The following is a 19,510-nucleotide window of genomic DNA, read 5'->3' as shown; positions in this document are numbered from 1 at the left end:
AATTATGGTATCAATTAGAGGCGCCCATCAACAAAATGACGAGCATTATACTCTAACACAGTTTGATGTTGAACAATGGGCTAAACATGAACTTTTATTAACCAATTTTGAATCCTATCAAAAGTTTAAGGATATCTGGGATTTTTGTTTTGAACACAGTGCTGGTGCGCCTGAACAAACCTACTGCTTCCAAAATGCAATTGAGATGGTTGAGATTTTATCAACCTTGAACATGGACATTAACAGTTTATGTACAGCCCTTTTACTGCCATTCCTTGATACTAAAATTATCCGCCGTGAAGATCTGCCTGAAAATTTCGATCGCGACATTATTCACATCCTTTCCAGTGTTATCAAAATGAAGGATATCAGGCAACTACGAGCCATCCGTAATGGACATGCAACTACTGAGCAAATTGACAGTATTCGTCGTATGTTATTGGCTATGGTAAATGATTTCCGTAGTGTGGTAATAAAATTAGCAGAGCGTATTACTTATTTACGTAATCTAATGAATGCCCCAAAAGAAGATCAAGTCCTCGCAGCTAAAGAGTGCTTTAATATCTATGCTCCTCTAGCCAATCGATTAGGAATCGGGCAATTAAAATGGGAACTTGAAGATTTTTGTTTCCGTTATTTACATCCAGATCAATATCGTTTCATTGCTCATAAGTTACATGAAAAACGATTGGATCGTGAATCATACATTAATCAATTTGTTAAGAATTTACAGGATATGATGAATAAAGATCATATTCGTGCTGAAGTTTACGGTCGTCCAAAACATATCTATAGTATATGGCGAAAAATGGAACGCAAACATCTACAATTTGAAGAATTATATGATATTCGAGCTGTGCGTATAATTTGTGACCGAATTGAAGATTGCTACAATGCATTAGGGATTGTGCATAGCCATTATAAACATATAGCTAAAGAATTTGATGACTATGTGGCTAACCCCAAACCCAATGGTTATCAATCGATCCATACGGTTGTTTATGGTCCACAAGATAAAACTATTGAAATTCAAATCCGTACTGAACAAATGCACAATGATGCTGAATTAGGTGTAGCCGCACACTGGAAATATAAAGAAGGCAGTACGGATAAGATGACAGCTTACGATCAACGAATTTCTTGGTTGCGTAAGTTATTAACATGGCAACAAGAAATGTCCGAAAGTGGCGAAATTCAAGAAACCGTCCGTAGCCAAATTTTTGATGACAGGGTTTATGTATTTACGCCTAAAGGTGATGTAGTCGATTTACCAACTGGTTCAACCCCTTTAGATTTTGCATATCATATTCATAGTGATGTTGGACATCGTTGTATTGGTGCCAAAGTGGGTGGTCGTATAGTTCCGTTCACTTATATTTTGAAAACTGGCGATCAAGTTGAAATTATTACTCAGAAACAACCAAATCCAAGTCGTGACTGGTTAAATCCTAATACGGGGTTTGTTAATAGCAGTCGCGCTCGAGCAAAAATACAAGCTTGGTTCAAAAAGCAAGATAGAGATAAAAATATTGCTGCCGGACAACAAATTTTAGAAAACGAGCTAGAGCCATTAAATATTAGCTTAAAAAGTGTCGAAAAAATTCTTATTAGTAAATACAATGCCCACTCTTTTGATGAGGTACTTGCTGGGATAGGTAGTGGTGATGTTAGGATTAATCAACTAGTTAACTTCATTAATGCCCAATTTAATAAACCGACAGCAGAAGAAGAAGATGAAGCTGTTCTAAAACAAATTACCCAAAAATCAACATCTCAAGCTAAAAATACAGGAAAATCGACCGCTATAAAAGGTGGTGAAATTATTATTGAAGGTGTCGACAATTTACTTTACACCATTGCTAATTGCTGTCGACCTATTCCTGGCGATCCGATTGTTGGCTTTGTAACACAAGGACGAGGTATTTCTATTCATCGAGCTGACTGTGAACAATTACAAGAGTTAAAAAATCATGCTCCAGAGCGTATTACTAGCGCTATATGGAGTGGCAATCACAATTCAAGTTATACAATGGTTGTTAGAATCATAGCTAACGACAGGAGTGGTTTATTGCGAGATATCACCACTATATTGGCTAACGAGAAAGTAAATGTTTTAGGTGTCTCAAGCCGAATTGAAATGAAACAACAAATTGCGACTATTGATATGGATATGCAAATTTTTGATCAAGATTCACTAGAAAGAGTATTAAACAAAATTAAACAGCTTCCAGATGTAATTGAGGCAAAACGGTTTCAAGGGTAGCTATTGATTAAGTTGCCACTAATTCTAGGTGGCAACTCATTTATTTTGATTGATTCGTTTTTTCTAGAATCTCAAATTGATAATCATATTGATTTTTTTCATCAGCTTTATGTTGTTCTGAGTGAATTTGTCGCCATGCTATTTGAGAATAATCCGGAAAATAAGTATCACCTTGTAATTGAGCATCAATATGAGTTAAGTAAAGACGATTAACTAAAGGTAATACCTGACTATATATATTACCCCCACCTATAAAAAATGCCTCTTCAACCGACTGTTCATTGAGCAACGATATTGCTTCATCAACCGATTGAACCCAGCTAACATCAGAGTTTATTGAAGCTTTGTTATCAGCTTGACGACTAATTACAATGTTATGGCGATTAGGCAATGGTCTACCAATAGACTCAAACGTTTTTCGCCCCATAATAACTGGCTTATTTAATGTGTTTTTTTTAAACCATGCTAAATCTGCTGGCATATGCCACGGCATTTGATTATTTAACCCAATAACTTGATTATCCGCCATGGCAACAATAATACTTAATATCATATTAGTTCCTTTACACATACCCTAAGGATTTTATACGCTCATTCACATTGTCAGGGAATATAGTCTGCTGCCAAAGTCTTTGACTTAAAGATAGTAATGATTCTTTTTGACCTGAAACAATCCAATTAGCTAACTCGGTCGCCACATCTGGATAAACAACTGGTTTGGGAGAAGGCAAGCTAACCCAATATTTAAGCTTCATGCTATTTAGATTTTCCATCACAGTTGCCATATCCAAAGATTGCAGACATTGAGCATTATAAACTTGTTCAAATTGACCTGCTACTGGCTTAGTTAGAATCTTCTTCCCTAAAGATAACGCTTCAGATATTAATGCAAATCCAGTATTTGAAATAATCCCAGAACAACTAAGCAAAGCTTGCGTAAAATTATCTCGGCTTAACGGTTGTAATAATAAATTCTTACGCTCTGTAACTTGTTTTACATCGGGATGGAAACAACAAAATTGATATTGTGGAAATTGAGTAACTAATTCTGCAATTTCATTTAAATCTTCAAAAGGTAAATACACAACAATTTTACCATCTTCAGTTGGTACAGTTTCAAATGAATCAATCATTGGTGGAATTAGTTTATGGCCAAAGTGAAACCAATGTAAGCCAATTGGTTTTGTAACAGGTGCATAATATTTCATAATAACATTGGCTATCATGCCGTATTCTTTTGGCTTAAGGTAATGGCAGACAGATTGGTTACTAATCCCTAAACATTCTCGATTTTGATAATGTGCAGCCCATGCACTTACTGGCTCAAAATCACTAATAATGCAATCATATTTTGATAAATCGAGATCACGAACATCTTTAATTAACCTAAAGGCGCGAATTTTTTGGATAGTTTTTCGATAATTAATTTTTCCATTATGTGTTGCAAAAGATAGACCGCTAAATGTTCGATAATTGCCAAAGGCCTGCATATCAAAATAATCTTTAGGATCACGACCACTGAAAATGTAATCAACATCAGCACCAGCCTTTTTTAGAGCTTTCGCTAAAGTTCTACTACGACTGATGTGGCCATTTCCTGTTCCTTGAACTCCGTAAAGAATTTTCATATCGTTTTTAATCAGAATATTATTTTTATGCAAATATGATACCAGAACCATTTATATTTGGCTTATTTATTTTATGATTATAACAAATAAATGAGTAAGTGATATTTATCATTAAACGTTTGAACAGCTTTAATTCCTTGGTATTAAAATCAAATTTTTATATCAAGAGTTAAAACTGTATAAATTTGCTGCTATTTTTAGTAAAATGGATTCGAGGAGATTAATTGTGTGATGAATAATGTCGCAAATCGTTAACAAGAAGCAATTTTATATTTTAATTATATTGGCAATATTTTTGCTTTTTTCTTCTATTGGGCATTTTTCTCTAATTATATCTAAACCTTGTTCAGATCATCATTCACCAAATTTAATATCATCTCAGGTGAACGCAAATCTTAATTATGCAAATACAGATTTGCCGACTTCTAAATCAACAAAATCTTTTATTGGTAAATCGGTTAATCATTGTGCCACTTGCAGTACAATTATAACTAATTATATTGTTAATTTTGATTATCCGATTCATAGTGAACAATATCTACTTACTAAATTTATTCCTGAATATAAAGAATTTATTCCTGAGTTAAAGCCACCAAAATTTATCTAATTTACGCAGTTAAATATTAGTAATAAGTACTGGAAATCAATAACACAATCTCACTTTTTATAGTCTTGACGGTTGTATGCAGGTTATTGTTTAACGTAATAAATAATTATAGGAATACTATGAAACGCCGAAATTTTATAATGAATATTACCGCTGCTGTCGGTGGTTTAATTGCAACTAAAGCCATAGCCAAATTGGATAATTCACCAATGTCTGACATGGTTTGTGATGTTAAATCTGATAATTGTGATAAGGGGGACAACATGCACGATCATATGAATATGAATATGAAAATGAATAACAACATGCCACAAAAACTGTTATCGACTACAGCGCTACCACACGGTAAAAACTTACCCGAGTTAACTAATTTAAAAAATACCAGCACCCAAGCTGGCGTATTTGAAGCAACGCTACATTTAAAACCGGTTAAAATAGCCTTAACACCGGAAATTACCACCGAATTTTGGGCATATAATGGCATGATTCCTGGTCCGAAAATCGAAGTATTTGAAGGCGATCATGTTAAAATAACCGTTAAAAATGATCTCTCACAGCCAACAACCGTTCATTGGCATGGTTTGCTGATTCCTTCAGATCAAGACGGCAACCCGCAAGATGCTATTCCGGCAGGTGGCAGCAGAGTTTATGAATTTACCATTCCAGAAGGCACAGCCGGAACCTATTGGTATCACCCACATGGACATAATACCGTTGCAGAACAAGTCTTTCGTGGTTTAGCCGGTACCTTTATTGTGCGCACTAAAAATGATCCGCTTGCTTCGCTACCGGAGCAACATTGGTTCTTTTCTGACTTAAAATTAACTGAAAACGGCGAAATCGCCGAAAATTCCATGACCGACTGGATGAATGGTCGGGAAGGACAATTTGTGTTGATCAATGGCGCTTACCAACCCAATATAAAAGTAGAAGGTGCAACACGAGTCAGAATCTGGAATGCGTGTTCAGGCCGATATTTAAATCTATCAATACCGGATTGTGATGTCTTTTTAGTTGCTACCGACGGCGGTTTCATTACCGAGCCGCATCAACTCAATAAACCGTTATTACTTACTCCGGCAGAACGGGCTGAAGTGGTTATCGTTCCGAAAAAAACCGCCAGTCTTTATCTGCAAAACATCGGCTACGATCGTGGCAAAATGGGAAATGTACCGCCGGAACCAAACATCATTCTTTCACAGCTCCAGTTAACTCAAACGGCCAGTACAGTTCTACCAACGCATCTAAAACAAGTACCCATTTTAGGCAAAGCCGTCGCCAAAAAATCACTTGAATATACTGAAGTAATGGATAAAAGTGAGCCTCGAGGTGGTATGCTATTTTTAATTAATGGCAAACGGCATGATATGTCACGAATCGACTTGGAAAGTAAACTTCACGATGTTGAAGAGTGGACAATTGTTAATAACTCACATATGGATCACAATTTCCATATACATGGAGCGCAATTTATTGTGCAATCTCGTGAATTAAATGGCACTAAAACTACACCCGAGTTTGTTGCTTTGAAAGATACCACTAACTTACGCCCGCACGAAACGCTTGTTATTAAAATTCAACAAAATATGCCGGGACTACGTATGTATCACTGTCATATTGTAGAGCATGAAACGCTGGGTATGATGGGGCAATTAATGGTTAAAGAATAATGAAATAAATTACCCACTTTCAAAAAAAGATCGTGGGTATTTTTTAATAAATAACATAATAAAATTTAATACATTTACTAATAAATAATAATAGTTTTTCATTTTGGCAAAAAATGCTAAGATATTATAGTTATGACCTTGATTAACTACTGGCAACAAATTAGTAAACGCCTCATCATTAAAACAGCCCTATCGCACTTATTATTAGGTGTAATTGCTGCTGGGTTCGGTTTATATGAAGAAAATGCATTACCAGTTCAATCATCTTCCACACAGGTTGGTATTATTGCTATAACAGCAATAGTACAAGATCACCAAGCACCAATAAGAACAAAATCTCAAACTTCATCTTTGTTAAATGAAGAGCATTACGATAAGCAAATTATCTCACTCAATTATGATGAAGTTACTCCAAATACCGTTATTCGATTATCACCATATAATGGAATAAGAGCGGGTCCTCAAGCTACTGCTTAACGTGTTTTTATATCATTAAATTAATTTATTAAATAAGGTTTATTCCTTATTAGTCCCATTATAAAAAAAGAATAAGAGAACAGTTATGTTATTAAAATTATTAACAAAAGTATTCGGTAGCCGTAATGAACGCGTTTTAAGATCTATGCGTAAACGTGTTGAAAATATTAATGCTCTTGAACCATCTATGGAAGCGCTAACCGATGATGAACTTAAAGCAAAAACCAATGAATTTAAGCAGAAGATTGCAAATGGTACTAAGTTAGATGACATATTAGAAGAAGCTTTTGCAGTAGTTCGTGAAGCAAGTAAGCGTGTATTTGGTATGCGCCATTTTGATGTCCAACTCATTGGGGGCATGGTGCTTAATGAGCGCTGTATTGCCGAGATGCGTACTGGTGAAGGTAAAACATTAACAGCTACATTACCTGCCTATTTAAATGCATTAACCGGTAAAGGTGTACATGTTGTAACTGTAAATGATTATTTAGCTCAGCGTGATGCAGAAAATAACCGCCCTCTATTTGAATTTTTGGGCTTAACAGTCGGTATCAATTTACCTAACATGCCTCCAGAAATAAAACGTGATGCTTATAATGCTGATATCACTTATGGTACGAATAATGAATATGGATTTGATTATCTACGCGATAATATGGTGTTTAACAAAGAATCACGTGTTCAACGACCGTTACACTATGCTTTAGTCGATGAGGTTGACTCAATTTTAATAGATGAAGCAAGGACCCCATTAATCATCTCAGGTCAAGCTGAAGATAGTTCAGATAAATATATCAGTATTGATAAAATCATCCCTCATCTTATTAAACAAGAAAAAGAAGATTCAGAGCAATTTCAAGGAGACGGAGACTTCTCAATTGATGAAAAATCACGCCAAGTAAATCTTACTGAACGAGGTTTAATTAAAGTTGAAGAACTATTAATAAAACAAGGAATTATGAAAGGTGATGAATCACTTTATGCACCAAGTAATATTGTGTTGATGCACCATGTCAACGCAGCTCTTCGAGCTCATCATTTATTCCACCGTGACGTAGATTATATTGTTAGAGATAATGAAATCATTATCGTCGATGAACATACAGGCCGTACAATGGATGGTCGCCGTTGGTCGGATGGTTTACATCAAGCAGTAGAAGCTAAAGAACACGTAAAAATTCAAAATGAAAATCAAACGTTAGCTTCTATTACCTTCCAAAATTATTTCCGTTTATACGAAAAATTAGCTGGTATGACTGGTACTGCTGATACAGAAGCTTTCGAATTTAACCAAATTTATGGTTTAGATACCATTGTTATTCCAACTAACCGTCCAATGGTCAGAAAAGATTTACCAGACCTTGTCTATATGACAGAAAAAGAGAAAATTAATGCAATCGTTGCCGATGTGCAAGAGTGTATCAAACGTGGACAACCAGTCTTAGTAGGTACTGCTTCAATCGAAAAATCAGAACTTGTCTCTCATGCATTTAAAAAAGCAGGTATCAAACATAATGTACTTAATGCCAAATTCCATGCTCAAGAAGCTGAAATTATTGCTGATGCAGGTAGTAAAGGCGCTGTAACTATTGCAACAAATATGGCAGGTCGTGGTACCGATATTATGCTTGGTGGTAATTGGCAAAGTGAAGTTGCGAAATTAGAAAATCCAACTGATGACGATATCCAGAAAGCTAAACAAGCATGGCAAGTTAAACATGAAGAAGTCATTCAACTTGGTGGGCTTTATATTTTAGGTACTGAACGTCATGAATCTCGTCGTATTGATAACCAATTACGTGGACGTGCTGGCCGTCAAGGTGATCCAGGTGTTTCACGTTTTTACTTATCACTAGAAGATCCACTTATGCGTATTTTTGCATCAGAGCGTGTTGGTAACATGATGCGTAAATTGGGTATGAAAGAAGGTGAAGCAATCGAACATCCATGGATCACTAAAGCTATTGCTAATGCTCAGAAAAAAGTTGAAAGCCGCAATTTCGATATTCGTAAACAATTACTTGAATATGATGATGTTGCAAATGATCAACGTAAAGCTATATATAGCCAACGTAATGATTTATTAGATAACGTAGATATAAAAGAAACTATTGATTCTATACATGGGGATGTATTTACCACTGTTATTGATCAATATATCCCACCACAATCTATTGAAGAAATGTGGGATATTCCTGGACTTGAAGCAGCATTAAAAAGTGACTTTGATTTAGATTTACCTATTGCAAAATGGCTTGATGAAGAACAAAATCTTCATGAAGAAACCTTACGTGAACGTATTATACAACTTGCACAAAATAAATATCTTGAAAAAGAAAATATTGCGGGTTCTGAAGCCTTCAGACAGTTTGAAAAAAGTGTTATGTTGCAAACACTTGATACATTGTGGAAAGAACATTTAGCAGCAATGGATTACTTACGCCAAGGTATTCACTTACGAGGCTATGCACAGAAAGATCCTAAGCAAGAATATAAACGTGAATCTTTCAACATGTTTGCAAATATGCTAGATGCATTAAAATATGATGTAATTGGTATATTAAGCCGAGTACAAATTCGTTCACAAGAGGAAGTTGAAGAAGCTGAACGCCAACGCCAAGCTGAAGTCGAAAAATTAATGGCTAAGCAGCAAGCTAATCATGAATCAATCGGTGGCATGGGCAATGATGAACAATCAGCAAACTCACAACAACCTGTTGTACGTACTCAAGCAAAAGTTGGCCGTAACGATCCTTGTCCTTGTGGATCAGGTAAAAAATATAAACATTGTCATGGTGCTGTTAATTAAATCAAAAATTTAGTATGATCAATTATCATTGATGTTTAAATAACCAATTAAGGTAAAAAAACAAATGGGAAAGCAGTTGCTTTCCCAAACTTTAATCACATATAAATTGGATCATGAGAAAACATACTGAAATTGCTGTAGGTATCATTCGTTCGCAAGATTGCCAAATCTTTATCACCCAACGCGGTGAAGACTCTCATCTTGCTGGTTTTTGGGAATTTCCTGGGGGAAAAATCGAAGCCGGCGAAACACCTTATCAAACTTTAGAGCGTGAAATAGCAGAAGAAGTTGATATTCATATTCATCAATCACAATTTTTAAAAACTTTTGAACATAGTTATGATGATCGTGATATCACTATTCATGCTTATCTAGTAGAAGAGTGGGATGGTGTTCCTTTTGCAAAAGAAGGACAACCAAGCCGTTGGATCGATCAGGAAGATCTAAATGCAGATGAATTTCCAGATGCTAACAGACCGATTATCGAAATGCTTAAGAACCTAGACAAACAGATCTAAGTTATTTCGTTATTTAATTTTAATTAGACTCTATAAAAACAATGAAAGAATATAAAGTTGTTATTTATCAAGAAGGGGCTTTGTCTTCATTAGTTTTCGGTACAGCTAATTCAAATGCTGACAAATTTTCCGCTTTTTTAAATAATATTGCCCAAGAAGGCTGGCGCGTAATTACAATGCAAAAAGATATCCGTCGTTTATTTTTATTTTGGCAACGTGAAGCCTATCTAATAGTGATGGAGCGAGATAGAGGACAGGTGAAATAAAAAGCCACGTTTTCAATTTTAGAATTAATAATCACTTCGTAAATAGCTATTTAACTCGAAGATTTATTGTGTATTCTTTGTTCAGCCAACGCAAGAAAGATAATCCCAACAATAATAGACAAAGCACCTAATAATCGTGAAATGGTAATTTGTTCGTTAAAAGCAATGACCGACACTATCATTACTGTTACCACTTGTAGGTGAGAAGCAGCAAAAGCTGGACCAACTGGTGCTTTTTGCAATAATACCATCCATGTTATAAATGCACCTGCATACCCAATCATAACTAAATATGCCCAACCATGACTAAAAACTCTTAACAACCAAGCAATATCTGGTTCAAATGGCAACGCTGAAATAGCAGTAAGTTTAAAGCTGGTTTGCCCAAAAGTATCAAAAAAAAGTAGTAAAATAAAACCAATAATATAGAACTTTTTCATTAAGTTAATCCTACTAGTACTACGCCAAGAGTTATAAAAAAAATACCAATTAAACGAAATGGCGTTAAATGTTCTTTAAATAAAACACGCCCAGCAATCATTACTGTAATAATATTAAAAGAGCCTAATAGTATGCTTTTAGACAAAGAAACTTCACTCAAAAAAGCCAACCAAAATACAAAACCGATGAAGTAAGCTCCAAAACCTAACCATAACCACATGTTACCAAATAATTTCTGCCAATAATTTAACCCCTTCTCATCATTAGAAGTAATAGCAGCATATTTGAATGCAATCTGCCCTACCGTGTCACAAGCAATATTAATTAACCATAAAAAAAAGATTAAGGTTGACATGAGTGACAAATTCCATGAATTTCAAGCACACTATGCTTTATTAAGAATTGACTTTGGCTAGCAAGTTGTTTAAGTTGCGACTCGATATTCTCAGAATGTTTTTCGATAATTTGCTGACAATTATCACAAATAAATAAGATTGATATATGCTGAGGATCCTGAAAATGAGGGCAAATGATATAGCAATTGGTTGACTCAACTTTATGAATAAAACCTTGCTCAAGTAGAAACTCAAGAGCTCGATAAATCGTTGGCGGTTTTGCTTGTGGCTCACTGACTTTTAAGAGATCTAAAAGATCATATGCGCTCATAGCTTTATTCGCTTTAAGCATGATATCTAAAACGGTTTTACGCTGAGTTGTCAGCTTAATGCCACGTTTTTTGCATAAAGTTTCAATTTTCTCAATCAGCATATTATGCATTCAGTTAAGTTCCCTTCACTTTATTTGTTACTTTTTCAATGCCGCTTTTTTTCTTCTAATTTCTTTTGGGTCATTGATTAAAGCTCGATATATTTCTATACGATCGCCGTCTTTTACTTGTTCATTCAGTTCACAACGTTTTCCATAAATTCCAACAAGATGTTCATCTAATCGAATTTTACATATTGATAAGATATTGGATTTTGTAATGGCTTGCAAGACATTAGTTTGCTCATCAACTGCACAATCAATAATCGTAGGTTGATTAGGTAGCGCATAGACAACTTGAATATTTATCATATTAATATATCTGCCTTGCTCTTTGAGAAAATGCATTAACCATGTTGGTCATCACCTCCTTAAATATTGGCGTAAAAACAGCACTCATTAATTTATTATTAAACTCAAAGTTTAAATTTAAGCTGATTTTACTTTTTTGCTCATCAATTTCAGTAAATTCCCATCGCCCCTTTAAATGCTTAAATGGACCATCTATCAATGCCATATCAATTGAATTAGGCTCGTTAATCTGATTTATGGTGGTAAAAGATTTTTTAAATCCCAATTTTTCAACCTCAATAAATGCAGTTAAAAGATTATCTTGTTTGCTAATAATCCCAGTTGCGATACAATCAGGAACAAACTCAGGGTATCTAGCTATATCATTCACTAACGCAAACATTTGTTGGATTGAATAAGGCTCGATCACTTCGTGAAAAACATGTGCCATAATAATAAAAAATTAAAAGTTAAAATTAGTGGCATATAGTATCATGTAACTCTATAATAACGCACATTATGACTAAGAAAAAATCACACAAGCCTGGTTCGGCTACCATTGCATTAAATAAACGTGCGCGTCATGAGTACTTTATTGAAGAGGAAATTGAAGCAGGTTTATCCCTACAAGGTTGGGAAGTTAAATCACTGCGAGCTGGCAAAGCTAATATCAGTGACAGTTATGTGTTGCTTCAAAATGGCGAAGCATGGCTATTTGGTGCAACTATAACTCCATTGAGTGTTGCTTCTACACACGTAGTGTGTGACCCTATACGCACACGAAAATTACTGCTAAATGAACGAGAATTAAACTCGCTTTTTGGGCAAATAAATCGTCAAGGCTATACTGTTGTTGCACTTTCATTGTATTGGAAAAATGCATGGGCAAAAGTAAAAATTGGTGTTGCGAAAGGTAAAAAAGAGTACGACAAACGTACTGACATTAAAGAACGTCAATGGCAAGTTGATAAAGCACGCATAATGAAAAATGCGAATCGCTAATCATAACGTTTAAATTAACGATGGCGTATAATTTGTGGCTCAATAAAAAATTCTTGATGTTTTAATTCTTTAAAATTTAGCAAATCATCAACCACATCGACACAGGTTAGCGCCATACTTTCAATATCTTGTACAATCGCATCTATCGGATAATACGCATAACCAAGATAGTTATTGTAATCATAAGAACACAAATACACCTGCTCCGGATCAATTCTAGCTGTAACCAAATAACCTAAGACCTCTTCCAATAAATTACCTGATGGTGTAAAAATAGCTTTCGGCATTCGGCCTAATCTTTCATGAACACCTTTAAGTAATTCAAAACCTTTATTAGGAGAATAATCATCACTCACAATCCATTCTGGTTTTACAGTTAATCCCACACTTTCTAAACCGCGTCTAAAACCTTCAAGTCTTGCACATATCGAAGTTAACTGAATATCACAACCAATAAAATAAAATTCGTCCAAGTTCTTTGCATAAGGCTTTATTAAATCACTTACAGACTGTAATGATTCACTTGTAATAAAGGGTAACACGGTATCTTTGAGATAACGGTCAAAAAGTAGTACCGGTGTATTTTGATTAATATCTACATACAATTTATCACTGTCTAATGAGGTTACAACAATCATCGCATCAACTTTTCGCTCTACTAAGTTTTGAGCTACTTTGATTTCAACCTCTTTATTATAGTGACTACAAGTAATTAATAATTGGATATTTTTTTGCCGAAAAGATGATTCAAGATGATGCAAAAACATAGAAAAAAATGAATTTGACATATCGGGGACAATAACACCAATCGTATTGGTGCTGTTAGCCTTCACCAAATATTGACGAATATGGGGTTGATCGCTATATTTCTCCGCGATCGATAAGACTCTTTGCCGAGTTTGTGGAGAAATACGATATTTTTTATCTCGTTTGTTAAATATATGACTGACGGTCGTTGCCGACACGCCAGCCAAACGAGCAATATCATTAATTTTTAGTTTATTACTCGCCATAGATCACCTTAATACTAACGTGGAGTACGTTGTTGTTTATTCGGGAACACTGGATTGTGGTTCACCGATGGACTTTGATACCAATAAGCAACACTCGCAATATCATCACAACGTTCATATAGTCTTATATCATCATTACCGATTTGTTGAAACGCTAATTTGATATTTTTGTGAAATGCAATTGGATCTGGAAGATGCCAACGATATAAACCATGTGAAGGCAAACCATCATCACCAAAACCATGTACTGGATTAGAATCTCCAGTTTGGAAAAAGTCACGAGTTGCATCACGGTTTGTTTGATATGGATATCCCATAAACATTGTTTGGAAACATTTCGCTTTTGGACGACCTTGGCTATCACGGTTATGGAATGCCCAAGCGCCACCAAAGTAATCTTCTGAACCAGTTGAATGTTGTGTTGGATAATCGCTATCATCATCAAGATAGAATTTAAACTCCCCTTCTCCCCACCAATAACGCTCTAAAGCTGTAAGAGCTAAGTAAGTACCTACATAATAACCATAACCTTGAACATTATCTAATATGACATAATCTTGTGCATGATTAGTCACACGTTGACGACGCCATTGAGCATGAAAGTAAAGTGGATTTTCAAATGGTTTTGGCATCAACGCATAATTAATAGCAAAGAAGAAATGTTGCAAATCAGCTTCATGTTCATTGTGAATTTCAACTCTAGCTTTTTTATTAAATGGCATTCTAAAATAACTATTAAAACCACCTGTTGGATTAACCACTATTGGCATAGAATTAATATCACATCTCGCACCAAAACCATTACAGAAAAAGTCACCAATAGGACTTTCCACTGAAGGAACAGTTTCATCATCCCAATAAATTCGAATCACAACATCACGTAATACAAAGCTTCCACGATGTGTTTTATCAGTTAAAGTAAACCACATATGACGAATTTCCCCTGGGCCAGTAATTTCAGCAATAGTCACTTTTTCACCAGCAGGAATGGATATAAAACCTTGTCCTTTCCTACATGGACCTAAAGCACTAGCTTTCATACACGATTTACCCTTTTCACCAGTCAAATTTTCAGGTGAAATAGTTCTTGTTTGTTCGAAGTGAAACTGTGTTACTGAATCAAATATATTCATTTTGCGTCCTTAATAAGTTTTAACAAATATTATTAATTAAAATATAAATTTCGTTTGCTTAATTACTTTCATTTTCAATTTTGTCTGACTTTCTATCACGACTTAAGAAGGCCATAGCAAATATCATGAAGCCTAAAACAACTAAGCCTAAATAATTAAACGTAGTAGCAGCACCTTCAGTGTCATAAAAATTACCGACAAAGGTAGAAAATAATATTACGCCTACTGAACCGGCTACTTGATAACCGATCAAAAACACTGTAGCTGACAAGCGTGCATTGAAATTGTTATCAATATATTTAAACACTGAGACTAAAATAGTTGAGATCTCTAAACAGTGCATAAGTTTGATTACGGAAATAATTGCAATACTTTCAACATGACCTGTTAAAAATATTCGAGTTGCAGAGATAAATGCAGCAAAGATTAATGCATTTTTTGCACCAACTTTGTTAACCACAAATGGCACACAAAACATAACAGCTGCTTCTAAAAAGACTTGAAATGAATTCAAAATACCATATAAGCGATAACCATCATTTACATCGGTAAACTGCTGAGTAAAAAAGACAGGGAATAATTGTTGGTCATAAATGTTGTACAAGCTATAAGTACCAAGTACATAAACAACAAATATCCAAAACTTTTTCAGTCCAAAGACTGAAACAATTTCATTAAAACTTAGTTTATCTTTCTTCTGAAATACTGCTGCCGATGATTTACTTAAATCTGGTTTGAAATTCAAATTGAGTATCATAAAACAGATACCGACCACTGAAGCAGCCCAAAAGTTAAGATGAGGATTGATACTAATTAAAATACCAGCGATAAAGGTACCCACTGCATAAGCAATACAACCCCAAGTACGGCATTGTCCAAATTCAAAATCGAAAGCACGGCTGATTTTTTCACAGTAAGAATCGATCAAGCCCATACCGGCAACCCAACCAAAACCTAAGAAGAAACTGCCAAAGATAACACCAACATAAAAATTATGTCTTAAAAGTGGCTCGTAAACATAGATTAATGCAGGTGCAGCACATGTTATGATGACACTTTGAAACCAAATTAGATGTTTTTTTAAGACTAATTTATCTTGATAAACACCATAAATAATCATGATAATTAACGAAATAAAATAGTTAAAAGAATAGATAATACCAGTCTGTTTTGCTGTTAAACCAATCTCTTTACTAAGCCATATTGCATAAAAAGAAAAAACAAAACTACCCGCCGCGTAATACATAATGCTATAAAACGAAGCAAACCAATAAGTTGGTTTTTTATAAAATGCACTTGTCATAATTTATCCTATAAAGAGTTAAGCACTGTTTTGAGTATGAATAGCTAAAAATTTAGCTTTAACGGCTTTATTAGATAAATGTGATCTACATCAAAATTATTTTGTTTTCGAGAAAGAGAAAAGAAAATTGTCAGAAATGCAAATAATAAGAATAAACAGTATTAAAAGATTGAAGATAAAAAATTGAATGAAGAAATCATACTTAATTAAAACAAAAAATTTTTACATTCAAGAATATTAATAGCAAGATATAATGGTAAAGCTAATAAAAATTTAAAAAATAACCGTTACCAATACGGCAACGGTTATTTTAAATATCATATTTAACTTTTCAAGCTTATTAACTTACCGTCTTGCTTAACAAAAGACTGATTAATATGTACGTCTTCACTATTTTTTACACATAGTGGATCAGTCACAATATTATCAATAATGACATTATTAAATAAAACACTTTGTGCATTCTCAATAAAGAACCCTTTACCAGCCTCCGGTTTTACATCTTTAAACATATCAACTTCGCCTGCTTGAGCATTTTGTTGCATTGAAACTCGGATATTATCAAAAGAGATATTAGAAATAGGAGATTCTGGAATACCATATAAAAAGCCGGCATAAGCACGAACATTTTTAGCAATAATGTTTGAAAAGCTAATATTGTGGCATGCTGGTGTAAACTCATTAACTGGTAGAGCATCTTTATTCCAAACAATTGGATCATTTCCTTTTGGACCACAATAATAATAGTAATTCATAACAAATGCCGATAAAACTTCATCCATTACAATATTACTAAATGTGATATCAGAAATAGTTCCTCCTCGACCTCGACGAGTTTTAAATCTTACACCTCGATCGGTTTTTTGGAATACACAATTTGTAATAGTTACATTACGAATGCAACCACTCATCTCACTACCAAGAACCACCGCACCATGACCATGAATCATATTACAATTAGTAATTAAAATATTCTCACATGGACTTTTTTCAGCTGTTTCTTCAGTGCCTGCTTTTATTGCAATACAATCATCGCCAACATCAATATAACAATTTGAAATTCTCACATTACGACAAGATTCAGGGTTAATACCATCGGTATTCGGTGAATCAGCTGGATTAAGAATTGAAATATTATCGACAACGACATTATTTGATTCCATTGGATGAACAGTCCAGCTAGGTGATTGAGTTAGAAAAACTTTTTCAATTGTAACTCGTTCACAAAAATCAAAACCAATTAAATAAGGTCTTGGATATTTAAGATTGCTTCGATCATGACGGAATGTATGCCACCATTTTTGACCATTACCATCAATTTTACCATTTCCAGTTATAACCACATTTTCAATATGTTGGCCATATATACAAGGCATATACACATCCTGTTTAACACCTTCCCAACGAGAATTAACAACAGGATAATCTTTAGCATCATCAGAAAATAATAAAGTCGCTCCTTGCTCAATAACAAACGTTATGTTGCTACAAAGTTTAATTGCCCCAGTAAAATAGGTACCAACAGGAACAATTAGCGTTCCACCACCTAATTGATCAATATGTTGAATTGCTTTTTCAAAAGCTTGAGTATTTATTGATTTTCCGTCACCAATAGCGCCAAAATCTTTTACAGATATAGTCGTCATGAGTTTATCCTTTATATTTTTACAAACATTTTAATTTACTCTAATGTCTGCAGCTTTAGGTTATAGGATCAGCATACTGATCCTGATAAATATTTTGCTTTAATTAGTTGTGGTCTCTTTTTGCTTAAATCCAATGTTATTATTACCGAAACATTTTTCGTAAGCGATGCCAGATAATTCTTCAACCACTTTTCGTGTTTCAGGCGTAACATCTTCCATTTTGCCACCTTGTCGAATACGAGCAACTTCATTGATAATGATGGAATGAGTAGAATGATCGAGCTTCATTCTCCAAGCAAAGAATGCCCCAATTAATGCCATTCCTACTACGCCGTATAAAATAATACCATTAATAGCATCAATCGCACTTTGTGGCTGTACATGTGATTTCGATTCAAAGCCATAAGCACTTAATATCATACCAAGCACAAAGACAATTGAAGCACGAACTAGTTTACCTGCCATGGTCATTGCTCCTGCATATACCCCTTCACGACGTCGATTAGTTACAACCTCATCTACATCAGCTAAGAATACATATACACTCCAAGGAATATAGTAAACACCACCAGTACCTAAACCAAACCAAATTGTAATACCCACTACAATCCAAGTGATATGAGGCAGATTAAAGTAATAAATACCGACATAACCTATCATCGATGAAATAACAATGAGTAATGCGATAATAAATGGTTTTTTGAAGCCTTTCTTAGCACAATACATCATAAAAAATGCGGTTGAAACCAGCTGACAAATACTACTTAATGAATTCATTGAAGCAACAAAAGAACGAGGTTCACCTAAACTAAATACGATGAAATAGGTAAATACCGCAGTAAATAACCACTCAGCACCAAATCCGAATAAATACATTCCTAAATGCGTTCTAAACGTTTTAACACGGAATGTTGATAAGATATCGATAAAAAGCTTTTTAATTGCTTCAAAAAAGCTATGAACAGATTCATCTTTTACTTCTTCTTTAGGTTTTTCCCAACTATTACAATAAAGCAAAATCAAAGCTAACATCATGATAGTGGCATAAGTGATCCCAGTTAACAAAAATGGTGTTGCGGATTCCTTACTATAGAAATAAAAGAATACACCTGGTATTGCTGCACCTAAGAAATTAGCTACTTTACCAAACATTGCTTTTGAACCAGTTAAATAAGTACGTTCTGAAAAGTTAGATGTCATTTCCACAGGTAACGTATTAAATGGAATCATGATGCTGGTATAAATAATCTCAAATAAAATATATGTTACTAAGTAATACCAAAACCCCATACCATCAATCCATAGCATAGGATAAATGACCATTAATGGAATACCAATCAAAATAAAAAATCGACGTCGTCCAAAACGTTGCCCAATTTTAGTTTGATAGAAATTATCTGTAATAAAGCCCATCAATGGATTCAGTATGACATCCAAATAAGTAGCGATCGAAAAAATTAATGCAGCTTGCACCACACTTAATCCACAAAAAGTGGTATAAAAATAGAGTAGCCAAGCGCCACTAATTGCTAATGCCCCACTACCAATTAAATTACCACTGCCGTATGAAAATCTTACTAACCATGTAATTTTATTCTTTTTTTCCTTACTCATAAAAGATACCTATAATATTTAAAAAAAACGGTCCCTCGCATCAAGTCCCGAAGGACTTAATGAC

Annotated in this window: 20 protein-coding genes; 8 read left to right on the top strand and 12 right to left on the bottom strand. The window is 34.5% G+C overall.

Features of this window, described 5'->3' with window-relative positions; all coding sequences use genetic code 11:
- Nucleotides 1-4 precede the first annotated feature (4 nt).
- The gene (gene relA, locus J3U18_RS03740; RefSeq protein WP_065563647.1) at nt 5-2,263 is read left to right on the top strand and encodes a GTP diphosphokinase; all 2,259 of its coding nucleotides are present in this window, start codon (nt 5-7) and stop codon (nt 2,261-2,263) included.
- 40 nt (nt 2,264-2,303) lie between these two features.
- On the opposite strand, the gene folA is transcribed toward relA, so the two are convergent.
- Entirely contained in the window at nt 2,304-2,816 is a 513-nt protein-coding gene (gene folA / locus J3U18_RS03735; protein WP_220225677.1) for a type 3 dihydrofolate reductase, read from the bottom strand.
- Between the two features lie 10 nt (nt 2,817-2,826).
- The gene (locus tag J3U18_RS03730; protein ID WP_220225676.1) at nt 2,827-3,891 is read right to left on the bottom strand and encodes an MJ1255/VC2487 family glycosyltransferase; all 1,065 of its coding nucleotides are present in this window, start codon (nt 3,889-3,891) and stop codon (nt 2,827-2,829) included.
- Between the two features lie 238 nt (nt 3,892-4,129).
- On the opposite strand from J3U18_RS03730, the gene J3U18_RS03725 reads away from it, so the two are divergent.
- The 6 genes from J3U18_RS03725 (at nt 4,130) to J3U18_RS03700 (ending at nt 10,238) form a co-directional block, all read left to right on the top strand.
- Entirely contained in the window at nt 4,130-4,498 is a 369-nt protein-coding gene (locus J3U18_RS03725; protein ID WP_220225675.1) for a hypothetical protein, read from the top strand.
- Between the two features lie 119 nt (nt 4,499-4,617).
- Complete coding sequence (locus tag J3U18_RS03720) at nt 4,618-6,168, top strand: multicopper oxidase family protein (RefSeq protein ID WP_267352965.1); 1,551 nt, start codon at nt 4,618-4,620, stop codon at nt 6,166-6,168.
- A 132-nt stretch (nt 6,169-6,300) separates the two neighbouring features.
- Nucleotides 6,301-6,645, top strand: coding sequence for a hypothetical protein (locus tag J3U18_RS03715; protein ID WP_267352964.1), 345 nt, complete (start codon nt 6,301-6,303; stop codon nt 6,643-6,645).
- 85 nt (nt 6,646-6,730) lie between these two features.
- Nucleotides 6,731-9,454: a preprotein translocase subunit SecA gene (gene secA, locus J3U18_RS03710; protein WP_267352963.1), complete on the top strand. Its 2,724-nt coding sequence runs from the start codon at nt 6,731-6,733 to the stop codon at nt 9,452-9,454.
- Nucleotides 9,455-9,567: 113 nt separating this feature from the next.
- Nucleotides 9,568-9,972, top strand: coding sequence for an 8-oxo-dGTP diphosphatase MutT (mutT, locus tag J3U18_RS03705; RefSeq protein ID WP_065563652.1), 405 nt, complete (start codon nt 9,568-9,570; stop codon nt 9,970-9,972).
- Nucleotides 9,973-10,013: 41 nt separating this feature from the next.
- Entirely contained in the window at nt 10,014-10,238 is a 225-nt protein-coding gene (locus tag J3U18_RS03700; RefSeq protein WP_065563653.1) for a DUF4177 domain-containing protein, read from the top strand.
- Between the two features lie 50 nt (nt 10,239-10,288).
- Here J3U18_RS03700 and J3U18_RS03695 read toward each other — a convergent pair whose 3' ends face one another.
- Genes J3U18_RS03695 through J3U18_RS03675 form a run of 5 tightly spaced genes read right to left on the bottom strand, consistent with a single transcriptional unit; the run spans nt 10,289 to nt 12,186 of the window.
- Entirely contained in the window at nt 10,289-10,678 is a 390-nt protein-coding gene (locus tag J3U18_RS03695) for a DMT family transporter (protein WP_065563654.1), read from the bottom strand.
- A complete protein-coding gene (locus J3U18_RS03690; protein WP_065563655.1) occupies nt 10,678-11,034 on the bottom strand; it encodes an EamA family transporter in 357 nt (118 codons plus the stop codon). Before J3U18_RS03690 ends, J3U18_RS03695 begins: the two co-directional genes overlap by 1 nt.
- Nucleotides 11,022-11,456 carry a zinc uptake transcriptional repressor Zur gene (gene zur / locus J3U18_RS03685; RefSeq protein ID WP_065734711.1) on the bottom strand — a complete coding sequence of 145 codons (435 nt, stop codon included), beginning with the start codon at nt 11,454-11,456 and terminating at the stop codon, nt 11,022-11,024. Before zur ends, J3U18_RS03690 begins: the two co-directional genes overlap by 13 nt.
- A 27-nt stretch (nt 11,457-11,483) precedes the next feature.
- Complete coding sequence (locus tag J3U18_RS03680) at nt 11,484-11,756, bottom strand: RnfH family protein (protein WP_065563657.1); 273 nt, start codon at nt 11,754-11,756, stop codon at nt 11,484-11,486.
- Between the two features lies 1 nt (nt 11,757).
- A complete protein-coding gene (locus J3U18_RS03675; RefSeq protein WP_065563658.1) occupies nt 11,758-12,186 on the bottom strand; it encodes a type II toxin-antitoxin system RatA family toxin in 429 nt (142 codons plus the stop codon).
- 68 nt (nt 12,187-12,254) lie between these two features.
- On the opposite strand from J3U18_RS03675, the gene smpB reads away from it, so the two are divergent.
- Nucleotides 12,255-12,737, top strand: a complete 483-nt coding sequence (gene smpB, locus J3U18_RS03670; RefSeq protein ID WP_267352962.1) for an SsrA-binding protein SmpB — start codon at nt 12,255-12,257, stop codon at nt 12,735-12,737.
- Nucleotides 12,738-12,751: 14 nt separating this feature from the next.
- Here smpB and J3U18_RS03665 read toward each other — a convergent pair whose 3' ends face one another.
- The 5 genes from J3U18_RS03665 to J3U18_RS03645 all read right to left on the bottom strand — a co-directional run bounded on the left by J3U18_RS03665 (nt 12,752) and on the right by J3U18_RS03645 (nt 19,446).
- Nucleotides 12,752-13,750 carry a LacI family DNA-binding transcriptional regulator gene (locus tag J3U18_RS03665; protein ID WP_267352961.1) on the bottom strand — a complete coding sequence of 333 codons (999 nt, stop codon included), beginning with the start codon at nt 13,748-13,750 and terminating at the stop codon, nt 12,752-12,754.
- A 14-nt stretch (nt 13,751-13,764) separates the two neighbouring features.
- Nucleotides 13,765-14,883: a glycoside hydrolase family 172 protein gene (locus J3U18_RS03660; protein ID WP_065563661.1), complete on the bottom strand. Its 1,119-nt coding sequence runs from the start codon at nt 14,881-14,883 to the stop codon at nt 13,765-13,767.
- A 58-nt stretch (nt 14,884-14,941) separates the two neighbouring features.
- Nucleotides 14,942-16,186: an oligosaccharide MFS transporter gene (locus J3U18_RS03655; RefSeq protein ID WP_065563662.1), complete on the bottom strand. Its 1,245-nt coding sequence runs from the start codon at nt 16,184-16,186 to the stop codon at nt 14,942-14,944.
- A 323-nt stretch (nt 16,187-16,509) separates the two neighbouring features.
- Nucleotides 16,510-17,832 (bottom strand): glycoside hydrolase family 28 protein, encoded by a 1,323-nt coding sequence (locus J3U18_RS03650; RefSeq protein WP_267331829.1) that lies wholly within the window; start codon nt 17,830-17,832, stop codon nt 16,510-16,512.
- Nucleotides 17,833-17,931: 99 nt separating this feature from the next.
- A complete protein-coding gene (locus J3U18_RS03645) occupies nt 17,932-19,446 on the bottom strand; it encodes an MFS transporter (protein ID WP_220225666.1) in 1,515 nt (504 codons plus the stop codon).
- Between the last annotated feature and the right edge of the window lie 64 nt (nt 19,447-19,510).

Source organism: Gilliamella sp. B3482 (genome assembly GCF_026536805.1).
In the GTDB taxonomy this organism is placed as follows: domain Bacteria; phylum Pseudomonadota; class Gammaproteobacteria; order Enterobacterales; family Orbaceae; genus Gilliamella; species Gilliamella apicola_E.
The sequence above is the reverse complement of the archived record's forward strand: the minus strand, read 5'-3'. Positions and strand labels throughout refer to the sequence as shown.

Excerpts from the sequence above, each read along its gene's own strand:
- zur (WP_065734711.1), bottom strand. The coding sequence starts at position 11,456 with ATGCATAATATGCTGATTGAGAAAATTGAAACTTTATGCAAAAAACGT.
- J3U18_RS03715 (WP_267352964.1), top strand. The coding sequence starts at position 6,301 with ATGACCTTGATTAACTACTGGCAACAAATTAGTAAACGCCTCATCATT.
- mutT (WP_065563652.1), top strand. The coding sequence starts at position 9,568 with ATGAGAAAACATACTGAAATTGCTGTAGGTATCATTCGTTCGCAAGAT.
- J3U18_RS03730 (WP_220225676.1), bottom strand. The coding sequence starts at position 3,891 with ATGAAAATTCTTTACGGAGTTCAAGGAACAGGAAATGGCCACATCAGT.
- J3U18_RS03725 (WP_220225675.1), top strand. The coding sequence starts at position 4,130 with ATGTCGCAAATCGTTAACAAGAAGCAATTTTATATTTTAATTATATTG.
- J3U18_RS03675 (WP_065563658.1), bottom strand. The coding sequence starts at position 12,186 with ATGGCACATGTTTTTCACGAAGTGATCGAGCCTTATTCAATCCAACAA.
- folA (WP_220225677.1), bottom strand. The coding sequence starts at position 2,816 with ATGATATTAAGTATTATTGTTGCCATGGCGGATAATCAAGTTATTGGG.
- J3U18_RS03695 (WP_065563654.1), bottom strand. The coding sequence starts at position 10,678 with ATGAAAAAGTTCTATATTATTGGTTTTATTTTACTACTTTTTTTTGAT.
- J3U18_RS03690 (WP_065563655.1), bottom strand. The coding sequence starts at position 11,034 with ATGTCAACCTTAATCTTTTTTTTATGGTTAATTAATATTGCTTGTGAC.
- smpB (WP_267352962.1), top strand. The coding sequence starts at position 12,255 with ATGACTAAGAAAAAATCACACAAGCCTGGTTCGGCTACCATTGCATTA.
- J3U18_RS03680 (WP_065563657.1), bottom strand. The coding sequence starts at position 11,756 with ATGATAAATATTCAAGTTGTCTATGCGCTACCTAATCAACCTACGATT.
- J3U18_RS03720 (WP_267352965.1), top strand. The coding sequence starts at position 4,618 with ATGAAACGCCGAAATTTTATAATGAATATTACCGCTGCTGTCGGTGGT.
- J3U18_RS03655 (WP_065563662.1), bottom strand. The coding sequence starts at position 16,186 with ATGACAAGTGCATTTTATAAAAAACCAACTTATTGGTTTGCTTCGTTT.
- J3U18_RS03645 (WP_220225666.1), bottom strand. The coding sequence starts at position 19,446 with ATGAGTAAGGAAAAAAAGAATAAAATTACATGGTTAGTAAGATTTTCA.
- J3U18_RS03650 (WP_267331829.1), bottom strand. The coding sequence starts at position 17,832 with ATGACGACTATATCTGTAAAAGATTTTGGCGCTATTGGTGACGGAAAA.
- J3U18_RS03665 (WP_267352961.1), bottom strand. The coding sequence starts at position 13,750 with ATGGCGAGTAATAAACTAAAAATTAATGATATTGCTCGTTTGGCTGGC.
- secA (WP_267352963.1), top strand. The coding sequence starts at position 6,731 with ATGTTATTAAAATTATTAACAAAAGTATTCGGTAGCCGTAATGAACGC.
- J3U18_RS03700 (WP_065563653.1), top strand. The coding sequence starts at position 10,014 with ATGAAAGAATATAAAGTTGTTATTTATCAAGAAGGGGCTTTGTCTTCA.
- J3U18_RS03660 (WP_065563661.1), bottom strand. The coding sequence starts at position 14,883 with ATGAATATATTTGATTCAGTAACACAGTTTCACTTCGAACAAACAAGA.
- relA (WP_065563647.1), top strand. The coding sequence starts at position 5 with ATGGTATCAATTAGAGGCGCCCATCAACAAAATGACGAGCATTATACT.